This is a genomic window from Curtobacterium sp. USHLN213 (assembly GCF_037144815.1).
Lineage (GTDB): Bacteria > Actinomycetota > Actinomycetes > Actinomycetales > Microbacteriaceae > Curtobacterium.
This window is the reverse complement of the sequence record NZ_JBBCYQ010000011.1, coordinates 43,584-57,203: the sequence shown is the minus strand read 5'-3', so window position 1 is coordinate 57,203 and position 13,620 is coordinate 43,584. Positions and strand designations below refer to the sequence as shown.

Annotated in this window: 14 protein-coding genes; 10 read left to right on the top strand and 4 right to left on the bottom strand. The window is 72.0% G+C overall.

The window, feature by feature from the left end; genetic code table 11:
* Positions 1-134 precede the first annotated feature (134 nt).
* From WFH25_RS14995 to WFH25_RS14980, 4 genes are all read left to right on the top strand, one after another.
* Positions 135-1,439: an ABC transporter substrate-binding protein gene (locus WFH25_RS14995; RefSeq protein WP_229086973.1), complete on the top strand. Its 1,305-nt coding sequence runs from the start codon at positions 135-137 to the stop codon at positions 1,437-1,439.
* Positions 1,440-1,444: 5 nt separating this feature from the next.
* Positions 1,445-2,461 carry a carbohydrate ABC transporter permease gene (locus WFH25_RS14990; RefSeq protein ID WP_336698377.1) on the top strand — a complete coding sequence of 339 codons (1,017 nt, stop codon included), beginning with the start codon at positions 1,445-1,447 and terminating at the stop codon, positions 2,459-2,461.
* Positions 2,458-3,333 (top strand): carbohydrate ABC transporter permease, encoded by an 876-nt coding sequence (locus WFH25_RS14985; protein WP_070416818.1) that lies wholly within the window; start codon positions 2,458-2,460, stop codon positions 3,331-3,333. Before WFH25_RS14990 ends, WFH25_RS14985 begins: the two co-directional genes overlap by 4 nt.
* Before the next feature lie 110 nt (positions 3,334-3,443).
* Positions 3,444-5,777, top strand: a complete 2,334-nt coding sequence (locus WFH25_RS14980) for a glycoside hydrolase family 3 N-terminal domain-containing protein (RefSeq protein ID WP_336698467.1) — start codon at positions 3,444-3,446, stop codon at positions 5,775-5,777.
* An 81-nt stretch (positions 5,778-5,858) separates the two neighbouring features.
* On the opposite strand, the gene WFH25_RS14975 is transcribed toward WFH25_RS14980, so the two are convergent.
* Positions 5,859-6,650 carry an SDR family NAD(P)-dependent oxidoreductase gene (locus tag WFH25_RS14975; RefSeq protein WP_336698376.1) on the bottom strand — a complete coding sequence of 264 codons (792 nt, stop codon included), beginning with the start codon at positions 6,648-6,650 and terminating at the stop codon, positions 5,859-5,861.
* 91 nt (positions 6,651-6,741) lie between these two features.
* On the opposite strand from WFH25_RS14975, the gene WFH25_RS14970 reads away from it, so the two are divergent.
* Positions 6,742-7,233 (top strand): MarR family winged helix-turn-helix transcriptional regulator, encoded by a 492-nt coding sequence (locus WFH25_RS14970; RefSeq protein ID WP_336698375.1) that lies wholly within the window; start codon positions 6,742-6,744, stop codon positions 7,231-7,233.
* Between the two features lies 1 nt (position 7,234).
* Here the strand turns inward: WFH25_RS14970 and WFH25_RS14965 are convergent, their stop codons facing one another.
* Complete coding sequence (locus WFH25_RS14965) at positions 7,235-8,200, bottom strand: NAD-dependent epimerase/dehydratase family protein (protein WP_336698374.1); 966 nt, start codon at positions 8,198-8,200, stop codon at positions 7,235-7,237.
* Positions 8,201-8,255: 55 nt separating this feature from the next.
* Here WFH25_RS14965 and WFH25_RS14960 point away from each other — a divergent pair, with 55 nt between their 5' ends.
* From WFH25_RS14960 to WFH25_RS14945, 4 genes are all read left to right on the top strand, one after another.
* Positions 8,256-8,603 (top strand): MerR family transcriptional regulator, encoded by a 348-nt coding sequence (locus WFH25_RS14960; RefSeq protein ID WP_070416814.1) that lies wholly within the window; start codon positions 8,256-8,258, stop codon positions 8,601-8,603.
* Between the two features lie 55 nt (positions 8,604-8,658).
* On the top strand, positions 8,659-10,185 hold the full coding sequence (locus tag WFH25_RS14955) for an LCP family protein (RefSeq protein ID WP_336698373.1): 1,527 nt from the start codon (positions 8,659-8,661) through the stop codon (positions 10,183-10,185).
* A gap of 22 nt (positions 10,186-10,207) precedes the next feature.
* Entirely contained in the window at positions 10,208-10,981 is a 774-nt protein-coding gene (locus WFH25_RS14950) for a sulfite exporter TauE/SafE family protein (protein ID WP_336698372.1), read from the top strand.
* 62 nt (positions 10,982-11,043) lie between these two features.
* A complete protein-coding gene (locus WFH25_RS14945; RefSeq protein ID WP_336698371.1) occupies positions 11,044-11,619 on the top strand; it encodes a TetR family transcriptional regulator in 576 nt (191 codons plus the stop codon).
* Positions 11,620-11,622: 3 nt separating this feature from the next.
* Here the strand turns inward: WFH25_RS14945 and WFH25_RS14940 are convergent, their stop codons facing one another.
* Positions 11,623-11,964, bottom strand: coding sequence for a DUF4190 domain-containing protein (locus tag WFH25_RS14940; protein ID WP_336698370.1), 342 nt, complete (start codon positions 11,962-11,964; stop codon positions 11,623-11,625).
* 87 nt (positions 11,965-12,051) lie between these two features.
* Here WFH25_RS14940 and WFH25_RS14935 point away from each other — a divergent pair, with 87 nt between their 5' ends.
* Positions 12,052-12,441 (top strand): hypothetical protein, encoded by a 390-nt coding sequence (locus WFH25_RS14935; protein ID WP_175495961.1) that lies wholly within the window; start codon positions 12,052-12,054, stop codon positions 12,439-12,441.
* A gap of 107 nt (positions 12,442-12,548) precedes the next feature.
* Here the strand turns inward: WFH25_RS14935 and WFH25_RS14930 are convergent, their stop codons facing one another.
* Complete coding sequence (locus tag WFH25_RS14930; RefSeq protein WP_336698369.1) at positions 12,549-13,535, bottom strand: acetylxylan esterase; 987 nt, start codon at positions 13,533-13,535, stop codon at positions 12,549-12,551.
* Between the last annotated feature and the right edge of the window lie 85 nt (positions 13,536-13,620).

Below are 13,620 nucleotides of genomic sequence, written 5' to 3'. Positions count from 1 at the left end.
GCTGAGCTGCCGCTCGAATTGGTAAAGAAAACGTTATCGATATCGATTGACACGGCTCGATGGCAGCTGGCACGCTCTCCGCAGCGGCAGTCGATGTCGCTGATTGTCAACGACGACACTTCAGGAGATCCACGATGACGAGGAAGATCCGTGCCACGGCAGCCATCGCGCTGATCGGGGCGACAGCACTGGTGGCCGCAGGCTGCTCGGCCGGCAGCGACGCCGCCGGGGGCGACAGCGGCGACGGGAAGGTCTCGATGACCTTCTGGAACAACTCGACGACCGGGCCGGGCAAGGCCTTCTGGCAGGACACCGTCAAGGCGTTCGAGGCGAAGAACCCGAACGTCACCATCAAGATCCAGGCGATCCAGAACGAGGACCTGGACGGCAAGCTCCAGACCGCCCTCAACTCGAACTCCGCCCCGGACGTGTTCTCGCAGCGCGGCGGCGGCAAGATGGCCGCGATGGTCAACGCCGGCCAGCTGCTGGACATCTCCGACTCGATCGGCTCCGGTGCCAAGAGCGGGATCAGCGACGGATCGTTCAAGGCCTTCGAACTGAACGGCAAGACCTGGGCGATGCCGACGAACGTCGACCCCGAGGGCATCTGGTACAGCCAGGACCTCTTCGAGGAGGCCGGTATCGAGGGCACGCCGACCACGATGGACGAGCTGAACGCCGACATCCAGAAGCTCAAGGACAAGGGCATCCAGCCGGTCGCCGTCGGTGCGAAGGACGCCTGGCCGGCGGCGCACTGGTACTACAACTTCGCGCTGCGGGCCTGCTCGTCGAACGTGCTCAACAAGACCGCGCAGGACCTGAAGTTCGACAACAAGTGCTGGAAGCAGGCCGGTGAGGACACCAAGGCCTTCTTCGACACGAAGCCCTTCAACGACGGCTTCCTGACCACCTCGGCCCAGCAGGGCGCCGGCAGCTCCGCCGGTCTGGTCGCGAACCACAAGGCGGCCATGGAGCTCATGGGCGCCTGGGACCCGGGCGTGATCTCCTCGCTCACCCCGGACGGCAAGCCGCTGCAGGACCTCGGCTTCTTCCCGTTCCCGGAGGTCTCCGGCGGCAAGGGTGCGCCCGGCTCGATGATGGGCGCCGTGGGCGGGCTCTCCTGCTCGGCGAAGGCCCCGAAGAAGGCCTGCACCGACTTCCTCAACTTCGTCACCACGAAGAGCGTGCAGGAGAACTACTACAAGGCGTTCAACTCGATCCCCGCGAACAAGGACGCGCAGTCGGTCGTGACCGAGCCGTACCTGACCACGGTGCTCAAGGCGTACAACGACGCCCCGTTCGTCTCGAACTACCTCGACACGCTCTACGGCCAGAACGTCGGCAACGCGCTCAACACCAGCGTCGTCAACCTGCTCGCCGGCAAGGGGTCCGTCTCGGACATCGTGTCGACCGTCAACCAGGCCGCGGCGAAGGGCTGAGACACATGACCACCTCCGTCGCACCGCGCTCGAACGAAGCGCCGGCCGGGGCGGGGCGTCGCACGGGCGGGGCCGACGGTTCGCCGTCGGCCCCGGCCCGCCGGGTCCGCAAGGGCACCGACGTCCGCACCCGGGTCGAGATCGCCGTCCTCGCCGGTCCGGCGGTGATCATGTTCGTCGGGTTCGTCATCCTGCCCGTCGCACTCGCCGCCTACTACGGCTTCTACAAGTGGCAGGGCTACGGCGCCCCGGTCGACTTCGTCGGCCTGCAGAACTACACCGTGATCTTCACCGACCCCGACTTCCGGGCGGTGCTCTGGCACAACCTGTTCATCGTGATCGGCTCGCTCGTCGTGCAGGGCCCGATCGCGATCGTCCTCGCGCTGCTGCTCAACCAGCGCATCCGCGGCCGCGGGCTCATCCGCGTCCTCATCTTCCTGCCGTACGTCATCTCCGAGGTCATCGTCGGCACCGGGTGGAGCCTCATGCTCCAGTCGAGCGGTGCGCTGAACGACCTGCTGCAGAGCATCGGCCTGGGCGGCCTGCGGAACGACTGGCTGTCGAACCCCGACATCGCGCTCTGGACCCTGCTCGGGATCATCTCGTGGAAGTACATCGGCTTCGCGGTGATCCTCTTCCTCGCCGGCCTGCAGAGCATCCCCGAGGAACTGTTCGAGGCCGCGCAGCTCGACGGTGCGAGCTACTGGCAGATCCAGCGACGCATCACGCTGCCCCTCCTCGGACCGACGCTCCGCATCTGGGCGTTCCTGTCGATCATCGGGTCACTGCAGCTGTTCGACCTCGTCTACATCATCTGGGGGCAGTACATCGCCTCGACCGCCGGGACCTCGACGATGGCGACCTACATGGTCGGCAACGGCCGCCTGTCCGGCAACTACGGGTACGGCAACGCCGTCGCCGTGGTGATCTTCCTCATCTCGCTGGTCGTCGCCCTCGTCTACCAGCGGTTCGTCCTGCGCCGCGACACCGCCGGCGCCCTGACCGAGAAGAGCGACCGATGACCGCCACCGCCTCCATCGTCGCGCCGAAGCGCCGCCAACGTGACACCGGACCCGTCCGGCGTGAGCGCAACCTCGGCACGTACTTCATCGCGCTGCTGTTCATCGCCGTGTGCATCGGCCCGGTCGCGTACATCGTGCTCGGCGGCTTCCGCACGAACTCGCAGATCACCGCGAGCCCGGCAGGGCTGCCGAACCCGTGGCAGATCGGCAACTACGTCACCGTCCTGACGAGCGGCGTGTTCTGGCAGCAGCTCGGCAACTCGGTGATCGCCGGCGTCACCACCACCCTCGGCGTGGTCGTGCTCGGCCTGATGGTGAGCTTCGTGCTCGCCCGGTACCGGTTCCGGGGGAGCGGCGCGCTCTACTCGCTGTTCGCGGCCGGCCTGATGTTCCCGATCACGGTCGCCATCACGCCGCTCTACATCCTCGTGAAGGACCTCGGCCTGACGAACAACCTGGCGGGCGTGATCCTCCCGCAGATCGCGTTCGCCCTGCCGACGACGGTCATCATCCTGGTGCCGTTCCTCCGGGCGATCCCGGACGAGCTCGAGGAGGCTGCCGCCATCGACGGCGCGAGCAAGCTCGGGTTCTTCTTCCGCATGGTCGTGCCGCTGTCGCTCCCCGGTGTCGTCACGGTCGGCATCCTCGCGTTCATCGGCAGCTGGAACAGCTACCTCCTGCCGCTGTTCATCCTGAACGACGCGTCGACCTACACGCTGCCGCTCGGGGTCCAGGCGTTCGCGTCCCAGTACTCGGTCGACACCGCCCGGGTGCTCGCGTTCACCTCACTCTCGATGATCCCGGCGCTCGTGTTCTTCGCGATCTTCCAGAAGCGCATCGTCGGCGGCCTGACCGGGGCGGTGAAGGGGTGACGGCGACGGACGCGACACGGACCGTCGGACGCGAGCCGCGCCTCCAGTCCGACCCGCGCCGTGTCGAGGACGCGACCGGCGCCGACCGCGCGACCGCCCTGCTCGCCGCCATGACGCTCGAGGAGAAGACCGCGCAGCTCGTCGGCTACTGGCTCGACCAGAACGGCGTGGTCGCCCCGATGCAGGGGGAGATGGCGGCGCACGACGACGCCGACGGCCGCACCCTGGCCGACGTCACGCGCCACGGCCTCGGCCAGTTCACCCGCGTCTACGGCACCCGCCCCGTCGAGCCGGACGAGCGCGCGGCGTGGCTGTGGTCGGAGCAGCGACGACTCAAGCGCGAGACGCGACTCGGGATCCCGGCACTCGTGCACGAGGAGTGCCTCACCGGGCTCGCCGCCTGGAAGGCCGCCACGTTCCCGACGCCGCTCGCGTGGGGCGCCGCCTTCGACCCGGAGCTCGTCGAGCAGGTCGGCGAGGCGATCGGCGACTCGATGCGACAGCTCGGCGTGCACCAGGGCCTCGCCCCGGTGCTCGACGTCGTCCGCGACCCGCGGTGGGGGCGGGTGGACGAGTGCATCGGCGAGGACCCGTACCTCGTCGGGACGATCGGCACCGCCTACGTCCGGGGCCTGCAGCGCGCCGGGGTGGACGCGACGCTCAAGCACTTCCTCGGGTACTCCGCCTCGCAGGCGGGGCGGAACCACGCTCCCGTGCACGCCGGGCCGCGCGAGGTCGCGGACGTCTTCCTGCCGCCGTTCGAGATGGCGCTGCGCGACGGCGGGGCCCGGAGCGTCATGAACTCGTACGCCGAGGTCGACGGCGTACCGGTCGCGGCGAACGGTGACCTGCTCACCGACCTGCTCCGCGGCCGGCTCGGGTTCGACGGCACGGTGGTCGCCGACTACTTCTCGGTCGCGTTCCTCGAGGTCATGCACGGCGTCGCCGCCGACCGTGGCGAAGCGGCCGCACTCGCCCTCGCCGCGGGCGTCGACGTCGAGCTGCCCACCGGGGACGCCTACCTCGGGCCGCTCGTCGACCGTGTCCGCTCCGGTGACGTCGACGAGGCGCTGGTCGACCGTGCGGTGCTCCGCGTGCTCCGGCAGAAGGAGCGGCTCGGGCTGCTCGACCCGGACGCGTTCGAGGACGAGCCGCCGACCGGGATCGACCTCGACACCCCTCGGCACCGGGCGCTCGCGAAGGCGCTCGCGGCGCGGTCGCTCGTGCTGCTGTCGAACGGGCCCGAGGCCCCGGTGCTGCCCCTGGCCCCGGGTGCGTCGGTGGCACTGATCGGTCCGAACGCCGATCGCGCCGAGGCCCTGCAGGGCTGCTACTCCTTCGCCAACCACGTGCTCGCCGCGCACCCGGACCTGCCGCTCGGCTTCGCCATCCCGACCGTGCGCGAGGCGCTGACGGAGTCGCTCGGGGCCGACACCGTCCGGTTCGCCGCGGGCTGCGCCGTGACCGGCGACGACCGCTCCGGGTTCGACGACGCGGTCGCGGTCGCGGAGCGCTCCGACGTGGCGGTGGTCGTCGTCGGCGACCAGGCCGGACTGTTCGGCCGCGGGACCGTCGGCGAGGGGAACGACACCGAGTCCCTCGACCTGCCGGGCGTCCAGCGCGAGCTCGTCGAGGCGGTGGTCGCCACCGGCACGCCGACCGTCGTCGTGCTCCTGACCGGACGGCCGTACGCCATCGGGTGGGCGCTCGACGGCGACGCTCCCCGTCCGGCCGCGGTGGTGCAGGCGTTCTTCCCCGGCGAGGGCGGTGGTCTCGCGATCGCGGACCTCCTCACCGGCGCCGCCGCACCGTCCGGTCGCCTGCCGGTCTCGCTCCCGCGAGCCGCCGGCGCCCAGCCGTACACGTACCTGCACCCGCGCCTCGGCGGGCCGTCCGACGTGACCGCGACCGACTCGACGCCCGTCCGGCCGTTCGGGTTCGGGCTCTCCTACACCTCCTTCGCGTACGAGGAGCTCGTCGTCGACCCGACCGTGTCCAGCACGGGGGCCTTCGACGCGTGGGTGACCGTCCGGAACACCGGGGAGCGTGCGGGCGAGGACGTGGTGCAGGTGTACGGGCACGACGTGCAGGGGAGCGTCACCCGGCCGGTAGCCCAGCTGCTCGGGTACGCCCGGGTCGCGCTCGGCCCGGGGGAGTCCGTGCGCCTGCGGTTCAGCGTGCCCGTCCAGCGGTTCGCGTTCACCGACCGCGCCCTGCGGAAGGTGGTCGAACCCGGGGACGTGGAGGTCTGGATCGCGTCCCACGCCGCGGCGTCCGGACCGACCGGTGGGGTGCGCGCCGACGGGATCGTCGCGGTGGGCGGCGGGACCGGCCCCGCGCCCGTCCCCGGGTCCGCCACGGCGCGTGCGGTCGTCCGCGTCACCGGGCCGGTGCGCGAGGTCGAGCCGTCCGACCGGCGCACGGTCACCTGGGAGCGGGTCTGACCGGACCGACGACGGGACGGACGGGAGGCGCGGTGCGGGCTCGCACCGCGCCTCCCGTCCCGTTCGTGGCCGGTGTCCGGATCAGAGCAGCCCGGTGAGCACCCCGCCGTCGGCGCGGACCGCCGCACCGTTCGTGGCGGACGCCCGCGGGCTGGCGAGGTAGGCGACGAGGTCCGCGATCTCGTCGGGCCGGATGAACCGTTCGAGCAGGGTCGTGCGGTTCTGCCCGATCACCGCGGCCTGCACGGCCTCGACCGGAGCGTCCTGCGCGGCCGCGATCGTCTCGATCGTGGCCGCGACCCCGTCGGACCAGGTCGGGCCGCCGAGGACCGTGTTCACGGTGACGCCCGTCCCGCGGGTCCGCTTCGCCAGGCCGTTGCCGAGCGCGATCACCGCGGCCTTCGTGACGCCGTAGTGCACCATGTCGACGGGCACGTTCACGCCGGACTCGCTGCTGACGAACACGATCCGGCCCCAGCCGCGCTCGACCATCGGGTCGAGCAGTGCCCGGGACAGTCGGACGCCGCTCATCAGGTTGACGTCGAGGTACCGCTGCCACTCGTCGTCGTCGACCGATCCGAAGTCGGCCAGGCCGAACAGTCCGACGTTGTTCACGAGCACGTCGACCTCCGGGAGCTGCTCGAGCAGCGCGTCCACCTGCGCCGGGTCGGCGAAGTCCGCCGGGATCCCGGACACCTCGGCGCCGGGGAGCGCCGCTCGCAACCGGGCGACGGCGGCGTCGACTCCCGTGCGTTCCCGTCCGTTCAGCACGACGCGGGCTCCCTCCGCCGCGAGGGCTGCTGCGACGGCGTACCCGATGCCCTGCGTCGAGCCGCTGACGAACGCCGTCCGGCCCCTGATGTCGAGATCCACGTCGCACTCCTGTCGTGTCGTTCACTTGCCTGAGCAAGTCAATGTACGCAGGTTCACTTGCCTGAGCAAGTCACGGTGGTACGCTCTCCCCATGCCGGACGACGTCGCCACCACCGGGCTCAGTGCTGAGGAGCTCGAGGTCTGGGTCGCCCTCGCGACCGTGCTCGAACGACTGCCGACCGCGCTCGACGCGCAGCTGCAGCGTGACAGCGGCCTGACGCACTTCGAGCACGGCGTCCTGTTCGCCCTCGACAGCGAACCCGACCGGACGCTGCGGATGAGCGTGCTCGCCGCCGCCGCGAGCTGCACCCTGTCGCGGCTGTCCCGCGCGGTCACGCGGCTGGAGCAGAAGGGGTGGGTCCACCGCGTGGTCGACCCGACCGACGGGCGGTTCACCCTCGCCGCGCTCACCGACAGCGGGCACGAGCAGGTCGTCGCGTCCACGCCGGCGCACCAGGCGCTCGTCCGGCGGGTGGTCTTCGACGCGCTCACGCCGGCCCAGGTGCGGCAGCTCGGCGCGGTCAGTCGACGCATCGCCGAGGCCGTCGGCGGGACACCGGTCTGGTCCCCGCCGACGCGGTGAGTCAGGGGCGCGACGGAGCCGTGTAGGACCCGTTCCGGACGTCCTCGACGAGTGACCGCTCCGACGGGTCCCAGCCGTAGGTGGCCCGTGCCTTCGTCGCGAGGAGGTGCGTGGACGTCGTCAGCGTCCGGACCGCCGGGCCCATCTGCGCCTCGGCGACCTCGAGCGGGACGGAGACGCTCGGGGTGCCGGTGAGGGTGCCGATCGCCTCCGCGAGTTCCCGGAAGGTGAACGGCACCGAACCGACCGCGTTGACGACGCCGGCGACCGGGTGCTCGATCGCCCGGACGTACAGGTCGGCGAGGTCGTCGACGTGCACGGGGTACCAGGCGTTCGCACCGTCGCCGATGTACGTCGCGGCGCCGTTCGCGACGGCGGCGTCGATGAGGCCGGTGACGAGCCCGGTCCCGCCGCGGCCGAAGACGAGTCCGGCGCGGACGGCGATCCCGGTGATGCCCGGCGCGCCGAGCACGATGCGTTCGGCCTGTGCCTTGACCGGTTGGGCGCTGACCTCGGGGAGGACCGCGTCCTCGGTGACGTCCATCGGGTCGAAGCCGTAGACGAGTCCGGTGGAGGTGTAGACGACGGGCTTCGGGGAGGTCCCGGTGGTTCCGGGCGTTCCGTTCGATCCGGGCGTTCCGGGCGTTCCGGGCGTTCCGTTCGTTCCGGCGGCTTCTGCTGCTCCGGCGGTGACGGCGCGGACGGCCGCGAGCTCGTCCTCGGTCGACTGCGCGGTCGGTGCGTAGTCCGAGGCCGCGTACACCACCGCGTCGGCGGACGCGGCGGCTGTGCGGAGCACCTCGGTGTCGGTGATCGAGCCGGCGACGGGTACTGCGCCGGCCGCGCGCAGGCGGGCGGCGCTCTGCTCGGAACGGGCGAGCGCGGTGACGGAGTGGCCGGCGGAACGGAGGTGTTCGACGAGGACCGAGCCGAAGTAGCCGGTGCCGCCGATGACGAAGATCTGCATGGACGGCACGCTAAACTCTGACATCAGTGTCAAGGTCAAGCGAGGAGCGGCGACGATGCAGATCGGCGATCTGAGCCGGGCCAGCGGGGCGAGTGCCCGGTCGCTGCGCTACTACGAGCAGCTCGGGTTCATCCGGCCGGAGCGCCGGGCCAACGGCTACCGCGAGTACGACGAGTCCGACGTCGAGACCGTCGGCACGATCAAGATGCTCCTCGACCTCGGGCTGCCGACGGCGCTCATCGAACAGGTCCTGCCGTGCACCCGCGGCCGGAAGGTCGAGGACCAGTGCCCGGGCATCATCGACCAGGTCGTCGCGATCCGGGACGACATGGACGCGCGGGCGCAGCGGCTCCTCGCGACGAGGGACGCCCTGTCGGAGTCGCTCTCGCGCGTCGGACGCTGAACCGCTCCGCAGGCGGATTCCGCACGCGTGCAGCGACCGTCCCTAGGGTGACGCCATGCATGACGAACCTGACGGGGGACAGCACCCGATCGTGCCGACCGAGCACGGTGCCGTGCGCCACGGTCGCCAGCGGCGCGCAGCCCGCACCCTCTTCCCGGCGATCGGCGGCGTCCTCGCGATGGCACTCGTGCTCACGGGCGGGTACGCGGCCTGGTCGTACGCGCAGCTCGACAGCGCCGTGACGAAGGTGCACGTGGCGCTCCCGCACCCCTCGGCGTCCGCCGACGTCGACGGGTCGGCCGAGAACATCCTGCTCGTCGGGGACGACCACCGTCCGGCCGACGCCACCCCGCAGGAGCTCGCCGAGCTCGGCACGCAGCTCGACGACGGGGCGACGAACACCGACACCATGATCGTGCTGCACATCCCCGCGGGCGGGGGCAGCGCGACGATGATCTCGTTCCCGCGCGACTCGTGGGTGCCGATCCCCGGCCACGGCACGTTCAAGCTGAACAGCGCGTTCTCGGACGGTGCTGCGAACGGCGGCGGCGACGCCGGGGGCATGCGCCTGCTCATCCAGACCATCGAGAACATCAGCGGCCTGCAGATCGACCACTTCGTGCGCGTCTCGCTGCTCGGCTTCTACCAGCTCGTGAAGGCGCTCGGGCCGATCCAGGTCTGCCTGAACGAACCCGCCCACGACCCGAACTCGAACGTCGACCTCCCCGCGGGGAACTCGACGCTGAACGCCTCGCAGGCGCTCTCCTTCGTCCGGCAGCGCGACGGGCTCCCGCGCGGTGACCTCGACCGCGAGGTCCGCCAGCAGTACTTCCTCTCGCAGGAGGCCCGCAAGGTTCTCTCCGCCGGCACCCTCCTCAACCCGGTGAAGGTGTCGGACCTGCTGCACGGTGTCGGGGACGCCGTGCAGATCGACGACGGCCTGAGCATCCCGAGCCTCGTCAACACGTTCCGCAGCATCGACCTGTCGAGCATCCGGTCGACGACCATCCCCACCGCGGGGACCCCGACCATCGACGGCTACTCGACGGTGGCGGTGGACTTCGGCGCGGTGCCGGCGTTCATCCAGGGCATCGTGGGCGCGCCCGCGGCGTACACGGCGGCGAAGGCGGCGTCCCCGTCGAGCGTGCACGTGTCCGTGCAGAACGGCGGCTCCACGCCGGGCGGCGCGACGGCCGCCTCGGCAGCGCTCACGGCGAAGGGGTTCGTGGTCGGGGCGCCGAGCGACACCACCACCACGGCGGCCACGGTCGTCGAGTACCCGAAGGGCGCCGAGGCCGCGGCGAAGGCCGTCGTGGCGGCGGTCCCCGGAGCCACGGCGGTCCGCTCGGCCACGGTGTCGGGGGTGACGCTCGTGCTCGGGACCGACGGGCACACGGTCGGGGCCGCGGGGGCTGCCGGTTCGGGCTCGGGTTCGGCCGGCTCCGGCTCGGGCGCTCGCTCCGGGTCGTCCGGATCCGGCGCCGCCGGTTCGTCCGGCGCCGGTTCGTCCGCGCCTGCGGCCACCCCGTCGTCCACCCCGGTCGGCAACGCGTACGGCAAGCAGGGCACCTGCATCAACTGATCGCACCCCCGGCCACCGCGCCGTGTCAGCATGGAACGTGCTGACCGTCGGGATCCTCGTCGTCGCGGGCGTGGTGGCCGGGGTGATCGGCACCGCCGGCGGCATCACCTCGCTCGTGGCCTACCCGGCGCTGCTCGCCGTCGGGGTCCCACCGCTCGCCGCGAACGTCACGAACTCCGTCGCGCTCATCGGCAGCGGTGCGAGCTCCGCGTTCCGGGCTCGTCACGAGGTGCGCGCCGAACCCGCGGTCCTGCGTCGCTGGATGCCGACGACCGTCGCCGCCTCGCTCGCGGGCGCGGTGCTCCTGGTCGTCACACCGGCGCACCTCTTCGACCGCATCGTCCCGTTCCTCGTGCTCGCCGGGGGACTGCTCCTGCTGCTGCAGCCGTTCATCGACCGTCGTCGTGCACGGGCGGCCGGTGCCGCCGCGGGTGGGCACGCCGCCGCCTCGGCCGGGATCGTCGGGGTCTGCGTCTACAACGGGTACTTCGGCGCCGGGTCCGGTGTGCTCATGATCGCCGTGCTGCTGCTCACCGGGGAGCCGTCCCTGCACCGTGCGAACGCCGTGAAGAACGTGCTGCTCCTCGCCGCGGACCTGTTGCCGGCGGTCGTGTTCGCGGTGTCCGGGCACGTCGTGTGGTCCGCCGCCGTGGCCCTCGGCGCGGGGGCGGTGGTCGGCGGGCTCATCGGACCGACCGTCGCCCGGCGGGTGCCGCACGGGGTCCTCCGGGTCGCGATCGCGTGCTGCTCGGTCGCGCTCGCCGTGTACCTGTTCGTCACGGTGGCCTCGTCCTGATCCGCGGGGACGGTGGTCACTGACGCCCCGGAACGACCGTCCGGATCGGTACGGTGGTCGGCATGGCACGATTCACGCCCCCAGCCGCCGACGCCGTCCGCGCACGCCTCCTGCTCGCCGCGCGCGACGAGTTCGCCGCGGCGGGGCTCGTCGGCGGCAAGGTCGAGCGGATCGCCGCCGCCGCGTCGAGCAACAAGGCGCAGGTCTTCCACTACTTCGGCAGCAAGGAGGGGTTGTTCGACGCGCTCGTCGAGCAGACCGTCGCCGAGACCTTCGACCTCGTCCCGCTCGACACCGACGACCTGCCCGGGTTCGCCGGCCGGTTGCACGACTCGTGGACTGAGCGGCCCTGGGCCCAGCGGCTGGCGACCTGGCACCGGCTCGAGCGCGCGTCGGCCGCTCCGCTCGAGGCGATCGTCGAACGCCGGACCACGATGGTCGCCGAGGTCGAGCGGGCGCAGCGGGCCGGCGTCCTGCCGCGCAGCTACCGACCCGCGGTGCTGCTCGGCCTCGTGCTGCACCTCGCGGCGTTCTGGAGCGAGGCCTCCGCGGAGTCCGAGGCCCTGACGAGCGCGGTGGTGCCGGCGCGGCGACGGCAGATCGTCGTCGACGCGGTCACGTCACTCGTCGGCGGCTGACGGTCAGTACCCCGCGCCGAACGGCAGGCCGAGGCCGAACGGCACGCCCAACCCGAGGAAGCCGGACGCGGCGACGGCGGCCGGCAGCACGACCGTGACGAGCGTCAGCGTCGCGCCGATGAGCACCGCCGCGAAGGCGAGGCCGTCGCCGCGCTCGCCGGTGCGCCGGACCTCACGGCGGGCGATGAACCCGACGACGACCCCGCCGATCGGCGCGACGAAGGCGAGCGCGATGGCCACGACCGCGATGAGGCTCAGCGGAGCGACCGCGGTCGGAGCACCAGCGGTCGGCGCGGCGTCGGGTCGGGTGGCGGGCACGTGGGCTCCGGGAGCGATGTCGGTCACGGCGACCGAGCCTACGAGTGCGACGACCGACGGGGGAGTACCCAGTCCTGGTGGCGTGGAGGCACTCCGGTGTGCCACGCTCGGTCCGTGGACGACGGACTCCTCTACGACCTCTGCAGCCGAGCGCGGCGCGTGCACATGCGAGCCGGCGGGTCGGGGCCGGCGCTCCGCGGGCTGACGGACTTCATCTCCGCCGCAGCCGACCCCCGGGGCACCTACTCCGACGCGGCGCTCGTGGCACTCGTCGAAGCGGCGCCGGACCCGGTCGGGTTCCGGTGGGGGCTGGAACGGCTCGAAGCGGTGAGTGCCATCCGCACCGTCCCGCCGTCGGACTACTCCGCCGACGAGGTGGCCGAGTACGAGGACGCCCAGGCGGCCCTGCTGCGCCGGATCGGCCGCGACAGCGGGGAGCCCGCGCCGGGCCCCGTCCAGGTCGTGAAGAACGTCCTGGAGCAGTTCGTCCGCCGCTGGTACTGACCCGCGCGTCGCCCGGTCGCTCAGCCCCGCCGTCCGGCGCGAAGGTTTTCTGAGATGTCTCCGTATCTCAGAAAATCTGCCGCCGGCACACTGCGATCGCGCCCGGCTCAGCCCCGCTCGCGCAGGAACGCCACCTGCCGCTCCCAGTGCGCGAACCCACCACCCTCGTGCCCGTTGTACGGGTACACCTCGATCGCCTTGTCCACCGAGCCGAGCGCGTTGTACGCCGCGAAGGTCGTCCGCGGCGGGACCACGTCGTCCATGAGCGCGACGGAGAACAGCGCCGGCGCGGTGATCCCCGCCGCGAAGTGCACCCCGTCGAAGTACGCGGCCGTGTCCCACACGGTGTCGATCGCGTCGCGGTGCACGGACAGGTAGCGCGCGAGCTCGAGGTACGGACCACCCACGGCGACGGCGGTGCCGTTCTCCCAGTCGCTGAGGAACGCGACGTCCGGCAGGAGCGCCGTGATCGGTCCGACGTGCGCCTCGACCAGCGCGGCCGCGGCGATGGTGATCCCGCCGCCCTGGCTCCCGCCGGTCAGCGCGATGCGGTCCGGGTCGACGCCCGGCAGCGAGCGGACGGCGTCGACGAGTCGGACGGCGTCGGTGTACACGCGCCGGTAGTAGTGGTCGGCGGGGGACCCGATGCCGCTCGTCATCCAGCCGCCGATGTGCGGGCCGGAGCCGTGCGGGTCCGGGGTGTCGCCGCCGGATCCCCACCCGCTGCCCTGGCCGCGGGTGTCCATCACGACGTGCACGTACCCGGCGAGGGCCCACGAGACCCGCTCGCCCGGCAGCCCGCGACCGCCGTTGTAGCCGAGGAACTCGACGACGACCGGCAGCGGCCCGGCGGCGTCGACCGGCCGCGAGACCCAGGCCCGGACGGGGTCACCGGCGAAGCCCGGGAAGGTGAGGTCCTCGATGACGAGTCCGGTCACCGGGGTGTCGGCGGCGGCGAGGACGGGGTCGGTGCCCGACCCGGCGGCCCGGGCGTCGGCGACGGTCTCGGCCCAGAAGGCGTCGAAGTCGTCCGGCCGGCGGACGTCGGGTCGGTAGGCGCGCAGGGCGTCGAGGGGCAGGTCGGTGTACGGCATGTGGTCTCCTCCGGGCAGACCTTGGCGGATCGGGCGTACATGGTCGGAACGTCCGACCATGTACGCCCGATCGTGCCAGGCGTTG